At 39.1% G+C, this 25803-nt stretch carries 26 protein-coding genes; 21 read left to right on the top strand and 5 right to left on the bottom strand.

Annotation, left to right across the window (positions count from 1 at the left end):
• Positions 1-20 precede the first annotated feature (20 nt).
• The 16 genes from ACKI5G_RS00850 to ACKI5G_RS00775 all read left to right on the top strand — a co-directional run bounded on the left by ACKI5G_RS00850 (position 21) and on the right by ACKI5G_RS00775 (position 17482).
• Positions 21-1127, top strand: a complete 1107-nt coding sequence (locus ACKI5G_RS00850) for a TrbG/VirB9 family P-type conjugative transfer protein (protein ID WP_407396734.1) — start codon at positions 21-23, stop codon at positions 1125-1127.
• 11 nt (positions 1128-1138) lie between these two features.
• Positions 1139-2464 (top strand): TrbI/VirB10 family protein, encoded by a 1326-nt coding sequence (locus ACKI5G_RS00845; RefSeq protein ID WP_407396732.1) that lies wholly within the window; start codon positions 1139-1141, stop codon positions 2462-2464.
• Positions 2457-2699 (top strand): hypothetical protein, encoded by a 243-nt coding sequence (locus tag ACKI5G_RS00840; RefSeq protein ID WP_407396730.1) that lies wholly within the window; start codon positions 2457-2459, stop codon positions 2697-2699. Before ACKI5G_RS00845 ends, ACKI5G_RS00840 begins: the two co-directional genes overlap by 8 nt.
• 36 nt (positions 2700-2735) lie before the next feature.
• A complete protein-coding gene (locus tag ACKI5G_RS00835) occupies positions 2736-5117 on the top strand; it encodes a type IV secretory system conjugative DNA transfer family protein (RefSeq protein ID WP_407396728.1) in 2382 nt (793 codons plus the stop codon).
• A gap of 19 nt (positions 5118-5136) precedes the next feature.
• Positions 5137-6069, top strand: coding sequence for a P-type conjugative transfer ATPase TrbB (gene trbB, locus ACKI5G_RS00830; protein ID WP_407396726.1), 933 nt, complete (start codon positions 5137-5139; stop codon positions 6067-6069).
• Positions 6070-6088: 19 nt separating this feature from the next.
• Positions 6089-6469 (top strand): hypothetical protein, encoded by a 381-nt coding sequence (locus tag ACKI5G_RS00825; RefSeq protein ID WP_407396724.1) that lies wholly within the window; start codon positions 6089-6091, stop codon positions 6467-6469.
• 13 nt (positions 6470-6482) lie between these two features.
• On the top strand, positions 6483-6755 hold the full coding sequence (locus ACKI5G_RS00820; protein ID WP_407396722.1) for a VirB3 family type IV secretion system protein: 273 nt from the start codon (positions 6483-6485) through the stop codon (positions 6753-6755).
• A gap of 13 nt (positions 6756-6768) precedes the next feature.
• Positions 6769-7287, top strand: a complete 519-nt coding sequence (locus ACKI5G_RS00815) for a hypothetical protein (protein WP_407396720.1) — start codon at positions 6769-6771, stop codon at positions 7285-7287.
• Positions 7288-7291: 4 nt separating this feature from the next.
• Entirely contained in the window at positions 7292-8317 is a 1026-nt protein-coding gene (locus tag ACKI5G_RS00810; protein ID WP_407396719.1) for a hypothetical protein, read from the top strand.
• Positions 8304-10766 carry a conjugal transfer protein TrbE gene (locus tag ACKI5G_RS00805; protein ID WP_407396717.1) on the top strand — a complete coding sequence of 821 codons (2463 nt, stop codon included), beginning with the start codon at positions 8304-8306 and terminating at the stop codon, positions 10764-10766. The genes ACKI5G_RS00810 and ACKI5G_RS00805 overlap by 14 nt, the downstream gene beginning before the upstream one ends.
• 38 nt (positions 10767-10804) lie before the next feature.
• Positions 10805-13402, top strand: coding sequence for a hypothetical protein (locus tag ACKI5G_RS00800; protein WP_407396715.1), 2598 nt, complete (start codon positions 10805-10807; stop codon positions 13400-13402).
• Positions 13356-13943 (top strand): lytic transglycosylase domain-containing protein, encoded by a 588-nt coding sequence (locus ACKI5G_RS00795; protein ID WP_407396713.1) that lies wholly within the window; start codon positions 13356-13358, stop codon positions 13941-13943. Before ACKI5G_RS00800 ends, ACKI5G_RS00795 begins: the two co-directional genes overlap by 47 nt.
• Positions 13944-13983: 40 nt before the next feature.
• Positions 13984-14721 carry a hypothetical protein gene (locus ACKI5G_RS00790; RefSeq protein WP_407396711.1) on the top strand — a complete coding sequence of 246 codons (738 nt, stop codon included), beginning with the start codon at positions 13984-13986 and terminating at the stop codon, positions 14719-14721.
• A complete protein-coding gene (locus ACKI5G_RS00785; RefSeq protein ID WP_407396709.1) occupies positions 14711-16708 on the top strand; it encodes a type IV secretion system protein in 1998 nt (665 codons plus the stop codon). The genes ACKI5G_RS00790 and ACKI5G_RS00785 overlap by 11 nt, the downstream gene beginning before the upstream one ends.
• A 110-nt stretch (positions 16709-16818) precedes the next feature.
• Complete coding sequence (locus ACKI5G_RS00780) at positions 16819-17139, top strand: nucleotidyltransferase family protein (protein ID WP_407396707.1); 321 nt, start codon at positions 16819-16821, stop codon at positions 17137-17139.
• Positions 17126-17482, top strand: a complete 357-nt coding sequence (locus ACKI5G_RS00775; RefSeq protein ID WP_407396705.1) for a DUF86 domain-containing protein — start codon at positions 17126-17128, stop codon at positions 17480-17482. Before ACKI5G_RS00780 ends, ACKI5G_RS00775 begins: the two co-directional genes overlap by 14 nt.
• Positions 17483-18124: 642 nt before the next feature.
• Here the strand turns inward: ACKI5G_RS00775 and ACKI5G_RS00770 are convergent.
• The 5 genes from ACKI5G_RS00770 to ACKI5G_RS00750 all read right to left on the bottom strand — a co-directional run bounded on the left by ACKI5G_RS00770 (position 18125) and on the right by ACKI5G_RS00750 (position 19797).
• On the bottom strand, positions 18125-18406 hold the full coding sequence (locus ACKI5G_RS00770) for a hypothetical protein (RefSeq protein WP_407396703.1): 282 nt from the start codon (positions 18404-18406) through the stop codon (positions 18125-18127).
• 25 nt (positions 18407-18431) lie between these two features.
• Positions 18432-18779 carry a hypothetical protein gene (locus ACKI5G_RS00765; protein ID WP_407396701.1) on the bottom strand — a complete coding sequence of 116 codons (348 nt, stop codon included), beginning with the start codon at positions 18777-18779 and terminating at the stop codon, positions 18432-18434.
• Positions 18772-19095, bottom strand: coding sequence for a hypothetical protein (locus tag ACKI5G_RS00760; protein ID WP_407396699.1), 324 nt, complete (start codon positions 19093-19095; stop codon positions 18772-18774). The genes ACKI5G_RS00765 and ACKI5G_RS00760 overlap by 8 nt, the downstream gene beginning before the upstream one ends.
• Before the next feature lie 86 nt (positions 19096-19181).
• On the bottom strand, positions 19182-19589 hold the full coding sequence (locus ACKI5G_RS00755) for a type II toxin-antitoxin system HicB family antitoxin (RefSeq protein WP_407396697.1): 408 nt from the start codon (positions 19587-19589) through the stop codon (positions 19182-19184).
• A gap of 19 nt (positions 19590-19608) precedes the next feature.
• Positions 19609-19797: a type II toxin-antitoxin system HicA family toxin gene (locus tag ACKI5G_RS00750; RefSeq protein WP_407396695.1), complete on the bottom strand. Its 189-nt coding sequence runs from the start codon at positions 19795-19797 to the stop codon at positions 19609-19611.
• A 367-nt stretch (positions 19798-20164) separates the two neighbouring features.
• Here ACKI5G_RS00750 and ACKI5G_RS00745 point away from each other — a divergent pair, with 367 nt between their 5' ends.
• From ACKI5G_RS00745 to ACKI5G_RS00725, 5 genes are all read left to right on the top strand, one after another.
• Positions 20165-21256 (top strand): hypothetical protein, encoded by a 1092-nt coding sequence (locus tag ACKI5G_RS00745; protein ID WP_407396693.1) that lies wholly within the window; start codon positions 20165-20167, stop codon positions 21254-21256.
• Between the two features lie 210 nt (positions 21257-21466).
• Positions 21467-23335 carry a peptidoglycan DD-metalloendopeptidase family protein gene (locus ACKI5G_RS00740; protein ID WP_407396691.1) on the top strand — a complete coding sequence of 623 codons (1869 nt, stop codon included), beginning with the start codon at positions 21467-21469 and terminating at the stop codon, positions 23333-23335.
• Positions 23336-23353: 18 nt separating this feature from the next.
• Positions 23354-24202, top strand: a complete 849-nt coding sequence (locus ACKI5G_RS00735; RefSeq protein WP_407396689.1) for a hypothetical protein — start codon at positions 23354-23356, stop codon at positions 24200-24202.
• A gap of 11 nt (positions 24203-24213) precedes the next feature.
• A complete protein-coding gene (locus ACKI5G_RS00730) occupies positions 24214-25245 on the top strand; it encodes a type IV pilus twitching motility protein PilT (RefSeq protein WP_407396687.1) in 1032 nt (343 codons plus the stop codon).
• Positions 25246-25258: 13 nt separating this feature from the next.
• Positions 25259-25720 (top strand): single-stranded DNA-binding protein, encoded by a 462-nt coding sequence (locus ACKI5G_RS00725; protein WP_407396685.1) that lies wholly within the window; start codon positions 25259-25261, stop codon positions 25718-25720.
• Positions 25721-25803: the final 83 nt, after the last annotated feature.

The raw sequence follows: 25803 nt of genomic DNA, 5'->3' as shown, positions 1-25803 counted from the left end.
GATGAAGGAGCGGTCAGTTTATGAATAAATATTTCAAGAAAATTGTTGCTGTAGCAGTTGTTTGTACGCTGAGTTTTCCATGTACTTCCTTTGCAGCCAGTCCTTTTGATATTTTTGAAAGCAAGGCTGTTATGAAAGAACAGAAGGCCATTGAGGACAAGCTGGAAGAGTTTGACAAGAAGCTGGAAGCTTTGAAGGAGGAAAAAAAGAATCCAAATTTCGATGCTGAAGGTGCATTTAATTCCTTAGCTGAACAGCTGTTGGAATTACGCAAAAATCTTGATAGCCAAAATGAAGCGTACAAAAGAATCATGGAGGCAATAAGTAATCTTGAAGCAGCAAATGAAAAGGAACCATATTCCTATCCTCCTGAACCGGTTGCAGCTCCAAGTAATTATTATGAAGGTTACAGCTCTTTTGTTGTTAATCCTGGCCCAAGCGAAGAACTAAGCTATACCCAGGATGCTATAAATTCCCAGGGCAACAGCACTATGATTTTCCGGTATGCCCCGAATCAGCTGTATAAGATTTATTGCCGGGTTAATTACTTGACTGATATTGCACTTAAAAAAGGTGAGCATTTAGCCTTTGTTGGCGGTGGCGATACTTCAGCATGGGCTGTGAATTCTTCCGTTGTAGATGGAACTACTCATATTTATATCAAGCCGGTGGTGGAGTCCTCTACCACTAACCTGATTATTACAACGGATAAGCATTCCTATCAGCTAATCCTTAATGTTAGCAACTGGTACAACCCAATGGTGCGTTGGAGCTATGATGTTGAAACGCAGCAGGAAGCAGCTGTAGCCCAGGCAAAGAATGACATGGTTGTTACGGGAACCATGAGTGTATATTCTCCTGAGTCCTTGGATTTTGATTACCAGATTATAGGCGGTTCTGAGCAAAAGCCTGTTATGGCTTTTACTGACGGTGAAAAAACCTATATCAAGTTTGCCGGGAGAGCCATCAAGGGGATGCCTCCACTTTTTGTCAGATCCGGTGGCAAAAAGGAAGTTGAGCTTGTGAATTACCGGGTCAAGGATAACTATTACATCGTTGACAAGGTTATTGATATGGCAGAAATAAGGTTCTCCGACAAAGAGAAAACCATTATTAAGCATAAATAAGGTGGGATACGATGAATTTAGATTTTCTTAAAGATATTGGATCTCTTTGGAACCGCAAGGATAAAAAAGAGGATTATGTGAATGAAGAAGCTGAAGAGGACGGTTCCACCCCGAAAAAAAAGAAAGAGGCTGAAGTGGATGTCCTTTCCATGAAGGAAGGAGATTACGGCACTATCTATGGGATAAAAAAGAAGTACGTAAAATACATGATTTATGGTACGGCTTGTCTCATAGGAATAGCGTTCTTTTATAACATCGGCAATAAGATGGGTGATGATTCCAAGAATGCTGCTATTCGTCAGGAATCGGTTGCTGATGTGCAAAATTCAAAAAAAGAAATGTCTTCTGAGGCCCTTAATTCTATCAATAGTGCAGTAAAAAATGGCCAGCCGTTGCCGGGACAGAATGGGCAGAATCCACAAAACCCACAAAACCCTAATGAGGTTCAGGTTCGTAGGAACCAAGCGAATAATACCAACATTCCTCAAATTCCGCAGGGCAACAGCCAATATCGTCAGCAGCAGCAAATGCCGTATGGCAATTATTATCAGCTGCCTTCGATGATGAATCAGACAGCTGCTGTTGCAACAGCTGAACAAAAGGAAGAGGATTCATTGGCCAAAAAGCTGGAAGATAGTATGAAATCTGCCATAGCTTTCTTTAATGGAGCTGATGGAATGTCTGGGAGCAGTAATCAGAGCAGTAGTCCTTCCGGTGGGGCAGAAGCTGCCCCAGCCGGGCCGCAGTCAAGTTATGCTTATACGGCTCCTTCTCCTTATATTTTACAGGCTGGAACCTGTATTCCTGCAATGCTTATTTCAAGCATAAACAGTGATATTCAGGGTATAGTTGCTGCCCAGGTTATAAGTGACGTTTATGATACTGCAACAGGGTATAACCTTCTTATACCAGCTGGAAGCAGATTGGTTGGAAGTTATGAAGCCAAGGAAAGTGGTGGTCGTGTCGCTGTTAATTTTACAGAACTGATTTTACCAAGTGGTGCTTCCTATTCAATCAGTGATGGCCTTATTGCCATTGATAAATATGGTTATATGGGGCTTACGGGCAGTGTCAACCATCATACCAACAGTAAGCTTACATCAGCTGCTATTGGAGCTGGTCTTGCTGCCGGTACTGCCGCAGCATTCGGCAATACCAATACAAGCTCCAGTACTTATACAACCGGGCAGATTGCCCAGCAGGGAGCAATGGCATCTGTCATGACAAATGTTTCCAATATGTTCAATCAGGCTCTTAATCAGGCTGATACTGTAAAGGTTCAGGCAGGAACCCAGTTTAATATTTTTGTTTCCAAGGGGCTGGTTTTCAATGAATAAGGATGATAACAAAAGAGAAAAGTATCTGGATGAAAAGGTGTTTGATTTCCTTGAAAAGGAAGTTGCTCCTGTTTTTAAGCCTGTTACCAGTTTTTATGACAAAATTACCAGGCCGTTTTTATATAGGCATGAAAGCCTGATTCATCGTGCTTTTCTGCCCTTTGCCATTATATTTTTCCTTTACATGGCATCGTTTTCCATAAAATTTTGGATTGCCTATTTCAGTAACAGATAATTAGGATGCCCATAATGGGCATCCTGTGGAGACAATATGGACCGTGAAAAGAAAAAAAGATTAATAAAATCAATAAAATACGGTGGTGCAATCTGGTTTTTGTTTGTTTTGCTTGGGTGCATGTACGCAGAGCATAGCGTTGGAGAATTATGCCAGTATAATGTACTTCTTGGTCCAACATTCACTTTCAGAGAGATAACCTATTATATTCCGGGGTCATATTTTTACTGGATGTTGAGCCCTGAAATCAGCAGCATTATCCCTGATGTTTTGAATAAATATATCAAGTTCATAAAGTCCGGTGTATTTCTAGGCGGTTTTTCTTGTGGATTATGTATTTATTACATGAACAAAAAGAATGTAAGCCTTGCAGATGCAAAATGGGCCACATCAGAGGATATTGAGCAGATGGGCCTGGGCAAATACAACCATAAGTATACAAAGGTTCCTTTGCTGGATATGCCGTTATTGAGAAATATTAAGGTCAAAAAGGATAAAAAGACTGTTAAGAAAACCGGTGTTGTGCTTGGGTTAAACCCTTATACCAAAAAGCTTATGCTGCATGACGGGCCGGAGCACATTCTTTTGATGGCTCCTACCCGTTCCGGTAAGGGTGTCAGCACCATCGTTCCTACCGGCTGTATATGGAGCTATTCAATATTTTTCTTTGATCCGAAAGGTGAGCTTTGGCAGCTTACTTCCAAATACCGCCAACAGGTTTTGGGACAGAAGGTTTTGAAATTTGAACCTCTTTGTGTAGATGGTTCATCTGCCAGGTGGAACCCACTTGCAGAGATTAATTTTAGGACCTTTGCTGAATTTAAGGATGTTCAGAGTATTGTAAACATCCTGGTTAAGCCGGATGGGGAGAGCAATGGCAAGGATCCATTTTGGGATGATGCAGCAACTGAGCTTCTTACATGCTGCATATTGCATCTTATGTACGCTCATGAGCGTGAAGGGCTGAATATTCCTTGTCTTACCGACATGATGTCCCTTCTTTCTCCACCGGATAAGGATATTGATGAGCTTTTTGATGAGATCAAGAAATATCCTCATATTACAGAGGAAGAATTCTTCTCTGACAAAAATCCTTTTGAAATGATTTATGGGGAAAGATACATCAAAAATCTTAATCAGTTTAATAAGCTCTGGAGGCTGCCTGATGATCAAAAGATTAGGTCTTTGAAGGACCTGAAGAAAGAGCTCAAAAAGAGATATTTGGATCGCAATGAAAAGGTTCCATGGGATAAGGACCCATATTGGATATGTCTTGTTCATCCAAGAGTGGCCGAGGGTGCAGCAAACATGGTTAACCTTAATGAAACTACCCGTGCTTCCCTTATTAAGTCCACACAGACAAAGCTTAGTTTGTACCAGAATCCTATTGTTCAGCGGAATACTGAGGTTTCAGATTTTTGTGTCCGTGACCTTTTGGCGGATCCAAATCAGGCTGTTTCATTGTATCTTGTAATGCAGTCAGATGATATTGATACAGTAAAGCCTTTATCAAGACTTTTAATCTCTTTTCTTCTTGCCAAGAACACAAGGGATATGCATGTTAATTCCTCTGGTGTAAAGCAGCGTGTTCTTTTGATGTTAGATGAGTTTCCGCAGCTTGGCGGCATGAACAAGATTGAAACCAATATGGCCATCTGTGCCGGTTATGGAATCAAGTACTGTATTGTTTGCCAGGATGTTAATCAGTTAAACAAGGCATATACAGAAAATAACTCTATTGCTACAAATTGTCATATCCATGAGTATTTTACTCCAAACGTAGATCCAGGCGGTAAAACTGCCAAGGCCATTTCTGAAACCCTAGGTAAATTTGAATTCCAGTCTGAATCCAAAAGCACCGGTTCAGGTGGCTGGTTTGGCGGTTCAAGCACATATTCCATGTCTACCCGTGATTTGATGACCCCTGATGAGGTGGCTAGACTTCCAAGGGATTCAGAGATTATCTTTATGGCCGGGCAGTATCCTATAAAGGGTAAGAAAATAGAGTATTGGAACGAGGATTCATTATGCAATACGTTCTTTACTTCTAAAACCAAGATGGGTTATCCGGTATTTTCCGATACAGTCACGGAAATACATAATTTTAAACAGCTTCATGATTATCATGCAGCTGAAATAAGGTACATGGAAGAATGTATTGAGGCTGTGGCAGCTGCCAAAGCAGAAGCAGCCAAGAAGCTTGGTGGAAAGATTAAGGATCTTGATGAACGTGAAAGAAAGAAAATGGGAATGTCCAAAAAGCCGGTGGCAGATATTCCTGTAGGGAAAGATGTTTCCGGTAAATTTCCAAAAGCAGCTGAAGCTGGTGAAAACAATAATGCAGCACCTGCGGAACCGGCAGATACCAATGCTTTCTTTGACAATCTTTTGAAGGGAGAGAATTCACATAGAGGATAACATTGCTACACAAAGGGCTTTGCAGTCCCTGGAATATTCCCTGGGAAAAGAAATGATGGATTATATGCATGATGATGATGTGACAGAGCTTATGGTCAATCCAGATGGCAGTTTATGGATTGATACCTTTTCCAAAGGTGTTATTGACACCGGGATCAGAATTAAGCCATCTGAAACAAGGCAAATAATCTACAGCGTTGCTTCTCTTTCCAATCAGATAATAAATGAAGCTGAAGCACCTTTTCTTCAGGCAGAAATTCCAGATTCATATCTGTTTGATTCCTGCCGTTTTCAGGGTGAGCTGCCTAGAATTGTAACAGCTCCAAGCTTCAATATCAGAAAGCATCCCAACAGGATTCTTACTTTTGATGATCTGATTAAATCAGAAACAGTTACTGAAGCCCAGGTGAAGATTATTCTTGATGCCATTCATAGTCACAAAAATATAGTGATAGCCGGTGGAACAAACAGCGGAAAGACAACCTTTACCAACAGTTGCCTTTTGCCGGTTTCCGAAATGGATGATAGGGTGGTCATGCTTGAAGATACACCGGAGCTTAGATGCAGTGCTAAAAACTGTGTAAGCCTTCGGGTAACTGACAGTATGAGCATGAATCAGCTGTTAAGAATAACCCTTAGACTTTCACCAAACAGAATTATTGTTGGTGAGGTTAGAGGCGAGGAAACATTTACGCTGCTTACAGCGTGGTCTACAGGCCATCGTGGAGGAATAACCACTGTTCACAGTGATTCGGCCCTGGATACCCTTTACAGGCTCCAGGAGGCCATAGAATTGGTTTCTCTTAGCCCTCAGCAAAGAAAGATTGGCCGGGCAATAGATATTGTTGTCTATCTTAGAAAAGTAGACAGAAAAAGATTTGTGGAAGAAATTATAGCCGTTGAAGGCTATGATTCCAATAAAGGTGAGTACATCACCAAAAAATTAGATTAAAGAAGGAGTGTATTTAAAAATGAAAAAGTTTAGTAAGCGTTATGCAAAGTATGTAACCAAGAAGTCTATGAAGTATGTTGGTGATCATAAGGCTGATTTTATTCGTCTTGGCATTATGACCGGTGTTGTTCTTTTTTCCAATGATTCCTGCTTCGCTAAAGAAATAGGCGATGGTGGAACATTCTCATCTATGATGAAGCCTTTGACTAATGCTGAAAAATTTGTAACAGATGTCGTTGGTCCACTTCTCTTTGGTGGTGGCCTGGTAGCTGTAGGTGGTGGTCTTATCAAGGGCGATAGCCGTGATATTGTTGGTAAGGGCGTAGCTGTAGCCGGTGGTGGCGGTGTTATGATGAATGCTGATACCCTTATTGGCACTGTAGGCGGTTGCCTGATGTAAAAGGAGTAATATTATGAAGGGCGATGAAAATGAGGTAGTTCCTTTTTTTGAGTTACCTCTATACCATGCCATGATTGACAAAATCTTGATTTTTGGAGCTCCAATCAAGGCGATAGTTTTAAATGTTGGTATAGCCGTTATTTTTATAATGTATTTCCATTTCTTTTGGATACTTATCGTAACGGCCATTCTGCATTATGCCATAACGAGACTCAGCAAAAATGATGCTCAGTTTTTTGACTGTCTTTTTGTTTATCAGCAGAAGAAAAAATATTATTCAACATAGGTGGTGTATAGCCTTGGAAAAAATGACAGAAAAAGAAATTCTTGATGATATTGCATCCTTCTTTCCTGATGGTGGTTGGCAGGAGCTTATCAGAATTTATGATAAGTATATTGAAGACAAGTATCCGTTTTGTGTGGAAAGCTGTGTGGAATTTGCCAAGACCGGCTATTTTGCCCATGGTATTAATGAGCATGTAGATGATTTGCAGAAATATACAGGTGAGGAATATTCTATTGATAATTTTGAGCCTGAAGAAATAGAGGATAAATATCATCAATTCATTGGCAAGAAAATTTTTGAAATGACTGCACTGGACCGGTATATTGACAGCCTTGTCCTGGATAATTTCAATGTCAAAACGGAAACACTTGATTATTATGTAAATTACCGTAATGGGCTGGGGAAAACTATGGATTTTAAGACTGAGCTCAGTAATTTGGTGGGAAAATATGAGGTATCAATTGACCAGCTTAGGGCTGCCATAAGATCCCCGGAGGTAAAGAAGTCTCTTAATGAAGAAATAGCAAGGTGAGAATATGTTAAAGATTCATAATTTCGACAATGATAAATTTGACCAGTGGCTTCCATGGGGAGGTATTACCCATGACCATGTTCTTCATCAAAAGGATGAAAGCCTTTTGGGGGTTATCCAGTATAACCCCCTTCCGAAGGACAGGCATTTAAAAATTATCGAAAAAGATATATTCCCGGAATTTGCTATGGGCTGGAGCATTTGGTTTGACAAGCAGCATATGCCCGGTCATGATGCGTATTATATCGCAATATGCTGGAATCCTTTCTCCAATAAAAAAAGGCATCAGCATATAACCAATACCTTATCTGCTTCGTATACAACATTTGATGACTATGAAGGCTATTTTGAATCTGTTTTGTTTAAGATAGCTTCAAACTTGGACAGATATACAGAATGTCGGGTAATGAATTATCAGGGAATTTACAATTATTTGTCTTTTGTTATTTCCATTGGACAAAAAATTGTTCCGATGCCGGATATTCCTATGTATATGGATGTGGATTTTTCCACATTCGTAAAGGTTGATTTTTTACCTAATGGTATTACCGTTGATGACCAAAGGATTGTTATGCTTAATCTTCCAACGGTTCCTGAAGAAGAGCTTTATAAGTTCTTTGATTTTTTTTCAGATTTGAATTACAGATACACCAGGCGTTTGCTTTGTATCGAAAAAGATACGGCTAAAAAAGACCTTGACCACTACACCAGTAAATGGTGCAGCGGCCGAAAATCTGTTAAGGATGTAATCACTGATTCAATCCTTTCAAATGTAAATGGTTATTTTTATAATGCATTGATTTTCTTGATTGATAAAGAGGATTATATTGATTTCATAAAATTGATTAGAAAAGCAACTGCCCATCTGGGTTTGGCCAATATAATAGAATCCTTTAATTTAAAGGATTCATGGTGGGGCTGTATTCCTGGCTGTTATCAGGCCAATCTTACACCACCGGTTATGGGGTTTGATTCAATGATGGACCTGCTTTTATATAAAGAGGTGAACGATTCGGATGTACAGGCATGATACATTTAAGCGTAAGAAAAATTTAATAAAAAAGATTATGCCATTTGGCCGGGTCGTTGAGATTAACCGGACAATAGACAAAAAGGATATGGTATTTACTCTTCTTGCCAACAAGGATGGTTCTATCCAGACCACATGGAAATATAGGGGGCCGGATCTTGACAGTACAGAAAAGACCCAGCTTTCTTTGATCACTATCCAGATGAATAAGCTTTTCATGGGGCTGGATTCCAACTGGATATTATATTTTGAAGCACAGCGTTCACCTTCAAAGGAATATGATACTGACAGTCACTTCCCGGATCCGGTTTCCAAAAAGATGGATGAGGAAAGACAGAAGATATTTTCTTCCGGTAATTATTATGAATCCGATTTTTATACAACTCTTTACTGGCTGCCTAAACTCGATACGGAAGATAAACTAAAGGATATGTTTATTGAGGGTAAGAAGCTTAATGTTTCTACATTCAACGAAAAAGTTGAAAGTTTCATGGTTGTTGTGGAAAAAATCTTTGCTTCCTACGTATCTCTTCATATTCCTATTGAAGTTTTGACAGCTGATGAAACCCTTACATATATTCATTCCACATTATCTGACAAGAATGTGAAGATTAAAAATCCTAAAAAGCCACTATTATGCGATCATTTTCTTTATGATACGCCTCTGTATGGTGGCCTGGCTCCGAGAATCGGGAAGAAGCATATAAGAGTAGTCAGCCCTCTTAATTATCCTGGCAGCACATTCTTTGGGATGCTGGATATGCTTAATAAATTCGATTTTTCTTATCGCTGGTGTGTCCGGTTTGCCTGTATGTCTAAAAAAGATAATTTCAGTGTTCTTGATACTGTAAACAGACAGTGGACTTCCAAGCTTCAGCCTATTTTAACAAGAATCATCAACAAATTATCCGGTACTCCAGATGATCCACGCAATGATAATAAAAATGCTTCCATTAAGGTATATGAATCCAAGGATGCCCTGGATTCCGTGGAGCAGGATATAACCAGATATGGGTTTTATACAACCTGTATTGTTATTACGGATGAGGATTCGGATGAAGCAGATGAGAAAGCTAAGATTGTATGCAACCTTCTAAATAACAGCGGTTTTGATGCACAGATTGAAACAGTAAATGCCCTTGATGCATGGCTTGGCTGCATTCCGGGAGCCGTTGCACATAATGAACGGCAGCCAATAATATCCTGTGGCAATCTGGTTCATCTTATGCCTTTTTCAGCAATTTGGGCCGGTCCAAAACGCAATGAGCATTTAAATGGTCCGTCACTTATTTATACCAGGACTTCCGGTAATACACCGTTTAGACTGGATCTTCATATTGGTGACGTTGGAAACAGCTTTGTTGTTGGGCCAACCGGCTCCGGTAAAACCGTTCTTCTTAATATGATTGAGGCATCTTTTAGGAAGTACAAGGATGCCCAGATTTTTGTTTTTGATAAGAAAGCTTCTTCCATAGCATTAACCTATGGTGTTGGAGGAAATTTTTATGATATTGGCAATAAGAATGCCAAGATTTCCTTCAGACCGCTTGCAGATATAGATGATCCAAATGAGCTGGCTTGGGCCCAGGAATGGTTGCTTTACTTCGTTGAGCAGCAAAATATGCCGATTACACCAGAAGTTAAAGGACTTATAAGAAGCAGTCTTAATTCCGTTGCCAACAGACCAAGGGAACAGCGTACAATAACGCTGTTTGTACAAAATCTTCAGGACAATGCACTTAAAGCAGCATTTTACCCGATCTGTCTCGACACTATGAGCGGTGAAAAGGGCGAATTCGGTGATATTTTTGATTCCCAGGATGAAGAAAGTTTGGAGTTTTCTTCTTGGCAAACCTTTGAAATGGATTATCTTATGAAGACACCATCCATTGTGGGGCCAACGCTTTTATATCTTTTCCATAAAATAGATAAGGTTATAAGCAAGGGTGACAGGCCAAGTCTTATTGTTTTGGATGAGTGTTGGGCATTCTTTGATAATGAGATTTTTTGTCCAAAAATCAAAGAGTGGCTTCGAGAGGTAAGAAAATGTAATGCTCTTATTATCTTTGCTACCCAGTCTCCAGGGGATATAGTACAATCTCCAATATTCTATGATGTAATAAACAGCTGCGTTACCCGAATTTTCCTGCCGAACCCTATGGCCATAGAGGACAAGGTTAAGCCGCATTATGAAACCTTCGGACTTAATTCAAGGGAAATTTATACCATTGCTATGGCTACGCCTAAGTCCCAGTATTATTACAATTCAAGAATCGGTTCCAGAATTTTCTCCCTGGCTCTTGAATATTGCCCGTTCAGTCTGGCCTATTTGGCTATTAACAAGAGGGATTCAAAGAAGGCAGAGGAAATAGTCAAGGAATATGGCAAGGCCAATTTCAACAAATACTGGCTGAAATACAAGGGCTTGGATGAAGAAATAAGTATTTGATGTGGATGCCCATAATGGGCATCCTGGGAGGTTAGATAATGCTGTCAATTAATTTAGCTTTTAAAAGAAAAACTGACAATTATGAATTTCCTGAAGCAGCAGAAGCTTTTTTTATTCAGATTGATAAGGAAGCTGTAGAGCGTTTGAAGGAAAAAGGATATGGCCGGACAGATATAGAGACTTATCTTAGTCGTAACAATCCGTTGCTTTCGAGAATGTCAGACAGCAAATTTGCTGAATATCTGGATGAAGTTATTGGCAGCGTTGAGGCGGCCAGCAATAATCTACCGGATATTAATACTTTGGATGAAATCTATGAGGATTGTCTGGCCCAGAAAAAGGATTCATTGGTTGAACTTTATGAAGCCAATGAAATGGAAAATCTCATGGAGCTTTGTGAAAGCGGTTATGAGATACCGGATATTGTTAAGGCATTTGACAAGCATTCACTTTTATCTAGGCATTTTGCCAGGGACAATAATGTTTTCAATGAATACAAGGACCGTATTTTTTCTAATTTAACCCAAAAACTGGTTATTTCTTCCATGGATGAAAAAGAATATGCTCTCAGTGTTCTTAAATCCCGTGAAGAAGCAATCATGAATAAATATCATAATTCCGACCGTGGCAGCATAACAATCAGCAAGGCAGAGGAATCTTCAATTTACTGTTCCAGTCTGGTCGTGGACAAGATTTCTGTAGATACCCTTATGGAACTTTGGGATTCAAACAGTGAATATGCCAGCGATTCAGAGTATCGCAGCTTTTTTGAGAGTAAGCTCAATAAGGTACAGGAGCTTTACAAGGAAATTGATAATGCGGTTATGCCGACCAGAAAATCTGGTCCTCAGTCGGTATACAGATATATTGCAAGAACCTACATGCAGGAAAATAAGGTAAGCCTGCTTTGTGGTCGTGATGATAAGGCTATCTGTAAACGGCTTTTGGATATGAAATATCCAAAGTCTTTATTAAGCGAGGCCCTTACTGCTTCACCCGTAGCCGAGGAACCTTCCCGTCAGCCTTCCAAATATATCAGTGCCATAGTGGAGAGTTTTCGGGATATAGGTGAACGTACCAAGCTTCAGCCTGACGATGCAAAAAAAGCATACATGACACTTAGGCAAAATATTGATGAAAGCCTGAAGAAAAAAGGCATTACAAAGGGTTTTGAAACTAATGAGGATTATTATGACTGTATTATTGCCAAAATCCTTTTAAAGCAGGGGCATTCACAGGATACGGTGGAGAATATTCTTTCTGATCAATATGGCATGGATAAAAAAGCCAGGAACCAGGGCGTTATCATGAATGCAGTACTTTCCATAAAATATGAGCAGGCTATTCTGGCCTTTAATATTCCTGAAAGCCTTCAGACCAGGGCATTTATGACCAAAAGTTTCAAGGAGCTTGAAGAAGACAATATTTCCATCCGGGATGTTTATTACACATATATCAAGGAAAGAATGTCCTTAAATCCAAGCATTGGCGAGAACCTTATCAGTGAATCGGTAGACCGAGATGCCGTGGAATTTTTCTTCAATGCATTTGATGACCTTGATAAAAATGAGCTGATTAAAACCATTTCTTCAGCCAGTCCAAGGGCATTTATGTCCGGCATTGGACCGGATTATTCCAAGGATCTTGTCAATGAGGTTTCTGCCCGTGTTCAGGATTATAAATCCAAGGACAAGGATTTTGCAGAGCTTATCAAGGAATATAACCTTCAACATGGCTTGGCCCTGGAAGGGCTGTCCATAGATAATCAGGCAATGAGTGAGTATCAGGACGGATATATAGCAACCAGAATGTTGAAAAGGAACTATCCCTTTTTCGATGTGCGTAATGCCATATTGACCAATCATCAAAACATATCAATAGATAAGGCCCAGGAATACGTTGATAATATTCTTGCCAAAGCAGAAGAAGTCTTAAAACGTGAGACGGCCATCGAAGAATATATTGGTAAGACGGATGTTACTTCTGTTCTCAATAATGCCAAGAAGCATGATTTAAATGATTGCTACAAATCATTTTTAGGTAACATGTATCTTAAAAAAGGATTCCTTCAGAGCTCTATGGATATACGGGCATCGGCATTTTGCCTGGCCCATGGATTTTCGGAAGAAAATATTCGGGAGCAGATTAAGCAATTTTCTCCTATTGCAGCTGAAGCCGGCCGTGATGAAAATTACGTAGATTATTGTATGGCTATTGCCAATGAAAAGATACGTAAAGAAAATGAAAAACTGGAGCATCTTTGCCTTGTTCCGCACCAAAAGGATGAACGCAATATTGAGGAAGAATATGAATTTCTTCAGTATGAGGTAGAAAAGGCAGTGGAACTGCCTTGGACAATGACTATGGATGTTATTATAGCTACATCACTTTTGGAACAGGGCTATGCAGCTATAGATACGGAAGATGTTCTTGATAAGGCCAAAATAAAAGGCTTTATTAAGAATGAAAATTATGCCAAGAAGGTAATGGAACAGGCGCAGCAGCGAATTAAAAAAATAGTTGAATTTAGGGATCTGAATGCTGGCCAGGTAAAACAATTGGAAAGGACGATTGAACGGAAAAATGATAATGACAAAGATAAGAAAAATGATAAAAAGAAGGATTCCAACCAGTAAATTCTGCACCAAGGTTTTGAGCTTTTTATTGGCTGTAGCTATATTTTTTACTTTTCATGTTGAGTCAGAAGCAGCTTCTGTTGAGGAAGCGGTTTATACGGAAGTTTGTTCCTTTAACCCTGATCCAAGCCAGAGTGAGTGGATCTATGAAGCAATAATGTATGCTTCTGCAATGTATTCAGTGGATCCTTTACTTTTTACAGCTCTTATTGAGCAGGAAAGTGGCTTTAATATTGGTGCTGTTAGTTCAGCAGGAGCTGTAGGTTTAACTCAGCTTATGCCTTCCACTGCCAATGCAGTTGGCGTAGATCCTTATAATCCATTGGAAAATGTACTGGGTGGTGCAAAGCATTTACGCACCCTGTTAAACAGCTTTGATAACGGCAATCCTTATGGGGTTACAAATTCTTTGGCTGCTTATAATGCCGGGGCACAGGCTGTTATTGATAATGGTGGATGCCCACCATATGGTGAGACTGTTAATTATGTTTGCTCTATAGCAAGCATTTATAATCATTTACTTAACAAAGTATATTATTGAGGATGCCCATAATGGGCATCCTGGAAAGGGGATATAAAAAATGGGCAGATTGAAGAAATTTATTGCACTTGGAGTCATAACCGGTATTATCGGTGGAGGCTTTATGATGATCCCGGCAGAAAGGGATGCTAATGCAGCTATTGTAGTAATGGATCAGCAGAATATAGCGGAAGCTATAAAGACTGCCATTACTACCGCAAGTATGCTGGATCAGCAGACCAAGCAGCTGCTTTTGGAAATTCTTAATACAAAAACCTTGAATCCTGAACAGCTGGCTCGGTATATACAGAATTCCCAGGATGCTAATGATGACCTTAACTGTCTTGGTGGTTCCCTGGACGGAGTATTAAAGCCAAATACTTCTGCCATTGATTTTTATAAGACACAGATAGGTGATGTTGAAGGTATTCTTAACGGTAACATTACCCTGGCCGATGTTTATTTTGATTACCAGAAGGGCTTGACGGCAGCTAACCAGGTAAATATGGATGCTGCCAAGATTATCCAGAATGCACAGATTCAGACTGAAAAGGAATCTGAGGCCCTTACAGATGCGGTAGAGGACAGTGCCAATGCCGAAGGCCAGCTCCAGGCTATTCAGGCCGGAAACCAGATTAATGCCATTGCTACCCGGACTGCTATGCGTAACACCAATTCCCTTGGTGGACTCATTGCAATGATGAGCACAAAATATACCCGTGAAGCAGTCCAGGAAGCATATTATTATAAGTTACATGAAGATACCTTACAGAGGATGAAGGCTTATTATGGTAAGTAGAATTTTATCTATAAATAAATATAGACTTCTTATTCTAACCTTGCTGGTTCTTTGCATCTGTTCTGTTGCTTTCGCAGCAGATAATACCATTGTAGGTAATACATTTTCCATAAAAGATGTAAAAAGCTATACTGGTAATGGAACCGGTATCAATAGTGATTTTGATGATGTTTTAATGGCCATAACCGGAGGAATAATAACAATAGCCAAGCCTATAGTTGTTATTCTTACGGCTCTTTCTGGAGCCCTCATAGCTTTTGGTTGGGACAATGTAAGTAAAACCATGTGGTCAACTATTTTTGGTTTGTGTATTGCCCTTAATATTGGTTATTTTATTTTTGAGCCAAGTACTTTTGGTATTTTATCTTCCAATACTGGTACGTATGATTCCGGTGTTGTAAATGATATGGCTTCAGTTATTCAGCTGGGGGAATCTGCTGCATCAGATTTTAATTTTTTATCAAGATTTATGACGAGATATTTAAAGCTTGTTACATATTCAGCCTCAATCATTGTGCCGTACCTTGATAAGCTTTTATTGATACTTCTCCTTATAGACACAATGCTAGAATCTTCACTTAACCTCAATGAGGGCAATAAGTTCAGATTCCTTATTGATATGTGTCTAAAGGGTGGTTTTTTCCTTTTCCTTATTCATAATTGGTTAAGTGCTGATACTTTAGGTATTTCTCTGACCGGAGCTTTAAGCAAGGGATTTGAGCAGCTAGGCTTTATAATGGGACAGGGAACACAAACAGATTTAGTACCGGACAGTATTGTTGAAAATGCCGGTACAATGTTTACGGCTTTATATGAAGGAATGAAAAACTCATTTTCCCTTACCAGTCCAAATACCTGGTGTATGCTTTTGGCAACACCGATCATTCTTTTTACTGTTATAATGACATCCATAGAAATCTTTATGGTTCGTATAGAATATTACACTGTTGCTCTTCTTACTATGCCTTTGTTGCCTTTTGGGGTATGTAAGTATACAAAGTTTTTATCTGAAAAAACTTTTGGTGTAATGTTTAATATTGCCATTAAATTGATGGCCATGGCCTTTATCCAGTCTTTTTCCTTGCCTTATATGCAGGCATTGGCCAAAGACATGGAAGGCCGGGTCGGAGAGCTTAACAACCTCCCTTCTTTGGTGTTAGAATTTGTCCTTGCTTGTGTGGTAATATGGTATCTCACCAAGAATGTTAAGGGCATTATCAATACGCTGCTTACAGGTTCCCCTAGCCTTGACGGAGGCGGTATGACCGCAACTGCTATCAAGGCCGGTGCTATGGCTGGCGCAGCAGCTGGTACTATTGCTTCAGGCGGAACTGCCGCTGGAGGTATGGCAGCTGTAGCCAAATCGGCAGTCCAGGGAGCACAGGCAGCTGGAGGCAACATGTCATCAGGAATGGGGATGGCAAAGGGTGCAGCTGGCCTTATAGGTGGAGCTGCATCTGGTGGAGCCAGTCTTGTAATGAGTACGCTTGGCAATGTAGCTAAAGCTGGCATGAATAAGGCTATAGGAGGCAACCCTATAGCCCAAGGCTTCCAGAGTGGTGTTACTGCCATGCTGGGAGATGGAAAATCTGGTGGTCTTTTAAGAGGCCCTATGGCTGGTAAAGTTTCAGATACTATGAAAAATTATAGGCAACATGGCGGTGCTGATGCTAGAGCCGATAATATTGCTGCCCGTGCTGCCAATGTCGGAGGTGGAGCAGTTAATGGAGCTATAAAAGGCTATGAAGCAGCTAAATTTGCTAAAAAAGAAGCAGTTTCTAATACGGTTGATGCAGCTAAATCTGCGGCCAAAACGGCAGCTGATGCACCTTCCAGAGTTAGTGAACACTACGGAAATAAGCTTCAAGATAAATTTGATCCACAAAAACCTGGCAACATCTATGATGATGCAGTAATGAAATACGGTAAGATGTCTGAACAGGCTCCGAAGGCAAGTAAATCATCATTTGATGATAAAGATGTATAAAGAAAGAGAGCCAGTATTTGCTGGCTCTTTGAAGCATTTATGATGAAATAATTCTACTTGAATATTATAAGGATATGGTATAATTAACCTTAGAAAGGAGGTTGGCTGATATGTTATCTATAGATGAAATTAAAAACGCAGCTGCTGCTGTATGTAAAAAATATGATGTTGAACGAGCATATTTATTTGGCTCATATTCAAGAAATGAGGCCGATGAACAGAGTGATGTTGACATTAGGATTGATACTAAAAAAGATAACCCTAAGTTAAGTTCTCTTCTAAAAGTGTGTGCTTTTCAATGTGAACTTGAAGAAGTATTACATAAAAAGGTTCAGATTATAACAAAATTACCACCTCCGGAGGATGATTTAAACTCGATATTCAGGGAGAATGTATTGCGTGATGAGGTGTTAATTTATGCGAACCAATAAAGATAAACATATAATGAAGCATATATTGAACTATTGTGATCAGGTTGCTGATGCAGTTGAAAGAATTGAAACATTAGATAATTTGCTTGAAGATAGTTTTTATCAGAATGCTTTGGCTATGCCAATAGCCCAAATAGGAGAATTAGCAAGAATATTGTCTGATGAGTATAAAGGTAAGACTCCCGATATTCCATGGAATGAAATTAGAAGTATGAGAAATCATTTAATCCATAGTTATGGAGAAATTGATTGGGAAAAGGTATGGTATACTGCCACGCAAGATGTTCCAGAACTCAAAGAGAAATGTTTGGCAATAAAACCGGATGTTGGGATTCCTTTATAATAGGCATAAGACTCGCTATATATACTTGTCCGTTATTCAGACAAGTGATATAATGTGTATAAGAAAAGAGGTAGTTGATGTTCGTACCATCAGTTCCCTCATTAAAGGTATGGGAACCGGCACTCAACCGGTTCCCCGTTTATTTATAGAATACTAACTTCTAATAAACTCTAGGAATGATACTAAGAGATTTAACAGGGCTACCAACAAGGATAGCTTTTCGTATTCGCTCATAGCATCACCTCCCCACAAATAGATGGGAAGAAACCGATGACATCAACTGCCTCCAAGACGTATTATAACATAGGAAGCAATTAAAAACAGCACTTGCTGACTGTTCATGCAAGTGCTATACTAGACGTAAGAAAGGTGCTACCGATAGACGGTCAGCCCTCATCACAGACTTTTTTAGATAAGCCGCTTAGAGTTGGTAGCTGTTGGCGGCTTTTCTTATGCCTTTATGACAGTGATTAACGCAATTAGTAAAACTAAAAAAGCGAAAAAATCATACATGTTCATAGACATCGCCCCCTTCGAGGGCCAGGATTGACCGCCTACCGTTATGGTAGCACCCAGAGAATATTATAGCATAATGCCTTCCACACTAAAAGCCTCACTCCTGATCCAGGAATGAGGCTTCTTTTATCTTGTTAATGTTTCTATTTTTTTATTCAAATTTTCAATTTGCTGATTTTGTTTTTTTATAATATCAGTTAATTCAGCTACCATTTGTTTAGTTTCCCTTAATCCTTTTGTTTGATTATTAATAACTTTTGTTAAAGTTGGTGCAGCGGCTGCTATAAGCTGATCCAGATCATTGGTTCCCAAAGAATTTAACATAGCAGCAGATTCAGTTGTAGTTAGTTGTGCTTTTCCATCTTTATTATAAGGTTCATGCTGACCACCAAATCCAAACCAACCCATAAATATCATCCTTTCTAAATCAATTTCACATTTCTTTTGGCATATTCTTCTTGTAATAATTAATATATTTACCTGGAGTACCATCGTATTCAAATAAATCATTCATTGATACATCATCATCAATACGTGCCTGAGTAATATCACGTATACATTTTTTAATGTAAGGCATCTCTTTAATTAATTTTTTAATAATACCATTTATTTTCATTCGTTTAATAGGATTTATACTGTGATATACGCTGCCTTGTCGGTGTTCAAAACCATGGTCTTCCATAAATATTTGGATGTCTTTATATATCTTATTATAATTTTTCCCAAGAATTTTCCTACAAACTTTAGTATCAATATCGAAAGCAATTTGGATTTTATCCATAGCATAACATTTCCTTTAAATCCGGTAAGCAATCTTCAACTTCATCATTTATTGTACTTATTATTGAATTAAAATAATCGAGGAATTTAGGTTGTTCATCAATGTAATACAGTATCCATTTTGTTATTTTACAATAAGAATTTCTGTCAGTGGGAAGGGTGAACAATCCATATTCCGGTTCTGAAATGCCCCTTTCTTGTGCATATTCTCTCATGGGAGCCAACAATTCATCTGTAGTTAATCCGGCAGCATTTACAGCATCCATATCAAAGTTAAATTTTAGAGTCGTTAAGTTATTATAACATTTTGGAACCATATTAATTACTCCTTTCATGACTTAATTATACTATACATTTTATTAACGTGATATATTATTAGATTTATGTTTTATCTTTTTTCAACCTATATGCCAAGCTTTTCTTGTAATGCCTGACGAAGAGTACTGGAAAAATTAATATGTTTAGCTTCAGCTAATTCATTAAGATGCCATGGGATAGTTAGTGTTTTTTTTACAGTACGATTATCCATTTTTGCTCTAATGGAGAACATATTAATATCCACTATACATATAGCATCTCCTTGGTTCAGTTCTAAAGCAGTAGTAGGTGATGCTGCCGGAATTTCACTTCCATCATTTTCCAATTCCCAAAGATATTCTTTGGCAGCCCTTTTTCCCATTTCAACTGTTTTTTCAACTGTATCACTACTGGCTACACAGCCGGGAAGATCAGGAAAATATAAACAGTAATTGCCATCGCAATGTTCAATGATGGCAGGATAAATATAGTTATTAGGCAAATTCTTATACATTATGTTTCTCCTTATAGTGTTAATCTATTCCGGCCTGTTTTAAGATAGATTTTTCAGTTCCGATAGCGACTATTAATTTATGCGGAGCAATTATTAAGCATCCTGGTTTTGTGGGGTGTTTAAATTTTCGATGACTCCCTTTTGGGGAAACTTGTTTCCACCCGTCTGCTTCGACTATTTTTATTATATCTTTAAACGTTTTCGGCATAATAATTCTCCTTGAATATATTATACTATACGTGTTTAATACGTGCAATATTTAAAAAATGATTAGTTTACGTATACTCTTCCACTGAATTTTTTTGTTTTTGATGGCCATGTAATGGCACATTTCACAGGCCGCAAGGGCAGCGCAGCTGCTTTGTATACCCTTGCGATTACCCGTCAGTGAGGTGTGCTAGGCTATCAAAACAAAAACAAAATCAGAACGGAAAATAATAGGATGCCCATAATGGGCATCCTTTTTTTGTCATTTAAAGTGTATAAAAAACCATAATTTTTCAGTATTTTTCTGATATATAATTCAGACATAGATAAGAATTATTGTAACCATAAGAAATAAGGAGTTGATTTTAGTGTCTGAATATCAGAAGAAGAAGGCATCCAGACAGGAGCTTAATGAAAAGATTAAGGCATCTATTGCCAAGGAGATGGCTGAAAAGCATGAAAAGGGGGAAGCTGTCTGGCAGTTGCCTGATGAAAAAAAAGAAGAATTTTTCCTGCCTTTTAATCCTGTAAAGAAAAACAACAAGGACAAAGACGGCAATGTACCTCCACTTGGCCGGTATTACCAAGCTGGAAATGCTATGTATCTTATGCAGAAGCAGTATGAGTATGCCGGTGCTGACGGCAAAATGGATAACCGCTGGATTAAAAAGGATGATCTTGAAAAATATCATCTGAAGCTGAAGGATAACGCACAAGTTGTTAGTATCCCAGTAGGTAAGAAGGGTGATGATCTTGATACCCGTGCTTTTGAAAATCTGGTTAATTTCAGTCAGCTGGTTCCAGAGGAAGGGCATAAGTTCCCGAAGTCTTTTTTCCAGGATAAATATCGTGATTATGGAAAGCAGATGCTGCTGCATAACAGCTTTTCTGTTAAGGGTTATTCCAAGGATAAGGATGGTAATTTGCACCGTGATACCAGCTTAGATGCTGTTCTTCCGGCAGAAGATGTTAAGAAGGAATTTTTTGATATTAGCCTTAAGGCATTTATTTCTGCTGATAAACGCCAGGTTGAAACCAAGGCTTATGTGGCTGAAAAGAAGGCTGAATATCTGGCTGGTGCTGCTAAATTTGCTGATGACATTAAGAAGAGAGAAGAGCATCTTTTGGAGTTGGATGTTTCCGGGCAGCGGCCTAAGACCAAGGAAAAGGCTTTTGAGTATGATCTTGCTACTAATGCTCAGAAGTTGTATGAGAAGAATGATGGCAAGCTTAATTCCAGTTACATCTTTGAGACTGCCAAGGCCAGTATGATTGCCGGTGTTGCAGAAAAGGATGTTGCAAAGTACATCACAAAGTATGCACCTGAATCTGTAAAGGATGATTTTAAGATTGAAAATGGCCGTGAAAAGTACAGTGCGTTTGTGATGAATGAATTGGGGAAGGATGAAAAATTCCTGAAGGAATATGCGGCCAGCATGGGCAAAAGCAAGGCAATGTAATTTGGAGGTGTAATTATGGTTAATGTTGATGTTGATTTGGATACAATTCTTGCCGATGATGTACTTATGGCAGCTATTGAAGCTGACGATGCTGCAAATGACAATGTATCTGTCTATGATGATTAGTCCGGCTGTTAGCAGAAGTTTTAATTGATTTTAAGGGAGGAATGAATTCTGTTCCTCCCTTTTTGGAGTTGAAGGATTTTTTATATGAGATTGATCATAGTTTTGTTGATTAACTTCATATTTTTATTGTCTTGTGGATTTTGTGAGGCCAATAGTCCGGTTATGCAGGTTCCCGTTTTTGGAGGAATAATAACCAGTCCTTTTGGCTATAGAGTACATCCAGTTTATGGTGAAGGTAGAGGCCATAAAGGTGTAGATATTGGCGTTGATTATGGTACTCCAGTTGGTGCAGCGGCAGAAGGTGTCGTAAGGTTTGCTGGATGGGACACAAGTGGATTTGGTTATTTGGTTGTTATAGATCATGGTGGTGGTGTTTCTTCATGGTATGGTCATAATTCAGAAGTTTGTGTTAAAGATAATCAACCTGTTAAACAGGGCCAGCTTATTGCTTATGCTGGTTCCACTGGCATTTCAACTGGTCCTCATTGTCATTTTGAAGTAAGGGAAGGAAATACACCGGTTCCTCCTGGTAATTATTGTCCGGCACTTAAAGATGCCGTTGTCGGGGACGGTGTTGATGGTTCATCTATTTGGGGGGCTCCAATGGATGAAGATTTTGGCGCATTCAATTTTGACTCTGAATATGATTATGGTAAGCCTGTAAGAAATGTTATTGAGGGCATTACTAAAGCTTGTGCTGAAGGCTTAAAGGAAGCAAAGGAGCCTGTATTGTGGCTGCTGCTTACCATAATGACTATAGATCTTGTATTAAGTACTGGAGAACAGATACTTGATGAAAAGAATAAAATACAAAAACTGGCCAAATTTGCTTTGCATAAAGTATTGTATTATAGTTTCCTTATTTTCCTGCTTTTTAATTGGGGCAGTATTTTAGGAAATGGTGTACGTGGATTCTTTACCTCTTTTGGTGCTTACGGTGTAGGTATGACATACGAGGATGCGGAGGCATTGTTGAGTGATCCTTCGGCCATTTTATCTAAGGGAATGCATATTTTAGCTCCAGTTTTTGATCAGATGGATTCTATGATTGGATTAAAGATTTTGATCATTCCTGGAGCAATGCTGACATATGTTATTTCTTTAATATTTGTAATAGTGTTGTTCATTTTGTTCACAATCATTGTATTCCATATAATGAAGGCCCACCTTATTTTCTATTTTTCTGTTTTATTCAGCTTTTGCACATGGTTTTTTGCCGGATACAAAAAGACCACTCAATATGCATCAAATGGTATTAATGCAATTTTTGCAGCTGCGGTGAATTTGATGTTTTTTGCATTTTTCAGTCTGCTGCTAAATATGTGTCTAGGTAACGTTAGTGTTGAAGGGCTTTATAATGTTCCTACTGCTGCTGAAACTACCTTTACTTATAACGAATTATCTGATCAAACTTCCTTGGAAGAATTTATGTCCAGAATCCGTCAGGTTGAGTCTTCAGGTAATTATTATGTTTGGGATGTCGAGCATGAATCCTTTGGGGCTTACCAGATTAATGTTAATGATGATAACTGGAATTCATGGTGCGTTGAATATGTTTCAGCTGGTGGTATTCTTGATACTGATATGTCCATGGCCAAGGAAAATGAGCCACCTTCAATTTATCCTTGGACAGTGAATAATCAGGATCGGATAGCTGCCTATAAGATGAATCAGTATTATCAGCAGTATGGCAACTGGCATGATGTGGCTACTGCCTGGAATGGTGGTGAAGGAACAGCTAATGCCGGAGGCAATGCAGCAACGGAGGCATATTATGCTAAAGTCTGCGGAGCAACCAGTTCGTCCGAAGGTATTCTTATTCCTACTCTTAATCTGTTGATACTTCTAAAAATATTGCTTATTGTTCTTGTGTTCATGTTCTTTGGGGACAGAGTACATATAGCAATAATGGGAGCTATAGGCCGACTTGGCTTCCAGCTCAGAACGCTTTAGTTGGGGAGGTTGAATCTTATGAGAAGAAAAAAAATAGTATTTATTGTATTTACAATATGTCTTCTTTTGATTTGCACCATGTCGGCATTTGCCCGTTTAATTCCGGGTGTTGATTATCCTTTTGATGAAGCAGCATTTTATTCTGCTGATACACCGGATTATGCAGATAGTCCATCGGTTTTTGGAATAAGATACCTTACTTCACATGCTATGGATGTTTATGATCCTAAAAGACATCAAGAATCCATTAAATATGGCAATGATTTTAGGAATATGTTGGAGATTCTCAAACAGATTACGGGATTAAAAGAATTAAATACCCTTCCGTTTGGTTTTGGCAGCTTGTCCCAGGGGAAGGAAAATATTGAAGATATTACAGATGCAACAATGAATCTGAATTCTTCTAAGGTTATTGGAAATATCCAGGGCAAGAAAATTTTCCGGGATGGAAGTATTAGTAATTTTCAGCCGGAATCTTTAAAAAAGGAGCAGCTTGAAGCGTTGGCCCAAGCATATGCTGCTATTGCAGAGGATGCAAAAAAGAATTTGGAAGATCTTGAAATGAGGACAGCTGCACTTGATGAAGCTGTAGAAAGATCTGCTAATGCCCAGGGATATATGCAGGCAGTCCAAGCACGTAATGAAATCAATGCCCTTAGAGAAGCCGAAGAAATGCGTTATAACGCTATTCTAAATGATTATCTTAATCTGCTGTACCTGGAAGGGCTGAAGGAGGAAGATGAGGAAAATAGGCGAGTGGCCAATGCGCCTCGTTTTAGGGTGGCAGATCCGTATAATATCACAGAAACTGATAAAAAGCTCTATCCTAATGTAGAACGAGAAAAATCACATTTCGTAGATTTTTAGGAGGAATTTACATGGACGAAGTACTACAGGTTTTTAAATATGCTCATCTGAATAATGCTTCAGACATTTATTTTAATACCGGAGAACCGGTATCTTTTCGCATAAATGGAGAAATCGTTAAAGAGACATCGTATTCCCGTTTTTATAATTCAAAAGCTGTATTTAATACTGCACTGCTATTGTTTCCTTCAATGGACTATTCATTATCCCAGGAAGAAGTAGAAAAAAAGATGAATGGTGTTATTGATTTTTCATGCAGCTTTGAGTTGGATGAAGACACTATAATTCGTTGCCGTGGCAGTCTTTTTGCTACAGTAGATGGTTTTTCCCTGGCTGTTAGATTACTGCCGGATAAAATATTTTCTTTAGCAGATTTGAGGTGCCCTAGAGGCGTATTAAAGCTTGCTACGGAGTTTTCCCATGGACTTGTTCTTGTAACTGGGCCTACAGGTTCTGGTAAAAGCACAACTCTTGCTGCCATGATTAATCATGTAAATTGCAATGAAAATAAGAGAATTATTACTATTGAGGATCCGGTTGAATACATTCACCGCAGCAACAAAAGTATTGTTACACATCGCCAGGTAGGGAAAAACTGTAATACCTTTTATGATGGATTCAAGCAGTCCCTGCGTGAAGATCCAGACATTATATTTATAGGCGAAATAAGGGATGCAGAGACGATGAAGCTGGCCATGGAGGCAGCTGAGTCCGGTCATCTTGTTTTATCTACATTACATTCTTCTGATGTTAATGAATCCCTGAACCGTATTATTGGCATGTTTCCATCCTCCATGAGTGAGGTCGTTGCAAATCAGCTTTCTATTTCATTGGCCGGGATTATAGCTCAGAAGCTTATAAAAGCAAGAAATGGGGGGAGGGTAGCAGCATATGAAGTACTCATAAATAATCCTACGATAGCCAATATTATTAGGAATAATGATATGAGGCATTTAGGGGATTATATGCGGCCAGATCAGGGAATGGTAAAATTCAGTGATTATCTGACTGGTATGCGTAATAAAAAAATCATTGTTGATTAAGGAAAGGGGTAAAATGATGTTTAATTTGACCATTCATAGCGGTTATTTGGCCGCTGCGCCACGTACTGTAGAATCCAACGGAACCAAGAGGGTATATCTAACCGTTGCTTGCAACAGGAGACGGAGAAAAGGGGCAGAAGAACCTAAACCAGACTATATTCCATATGTTGTTTTCAATAAGTTAGCTGATAGTTGTGCTGCCAATCTGGAAAAAGGCCAGGAGGTTTTTATTCGTGGGCATCAGCATAGCGGTAAATATAAGGATAAGTGGTATACTTCCAATGTAGTCGATGAGATTCGTTTTGGTGCAAAATCACACAGGAAGGATAATTCTTCCCAGGCTGACAATACAGCTGTACCCAGTGCAATCCCTGGAACGGAGATGGATGTTGAGAAAATGGACATTCCTGATGGAATGGCTAAGGAGATGGCTGAAGAAGCTGAAGCCCCCATAGCAGATACGGCTCAGGCATAAAATTTAATACGCAGCGAAATAGCCCCCGATAAAAATCGGGGGCTATTTTTTGTATAAAGAAAACCACGCGATAGTCGCGTGGT

Origin of the sequence: Anaerovibrio sp., assembly GCF_045637405.1 — a bacterium.
In the GTDB taxonomy this organism is placed as follows: domain Bacteria; phylum Bacillota; class Negativicutes; order Selenomonadales; family Selenomonadaceae; genus Anaerovibrio.
Note: the sequence above shows the minus strand (reverse complement) of the source record. Positions and strands in the feature narration are given on the sequence as shown.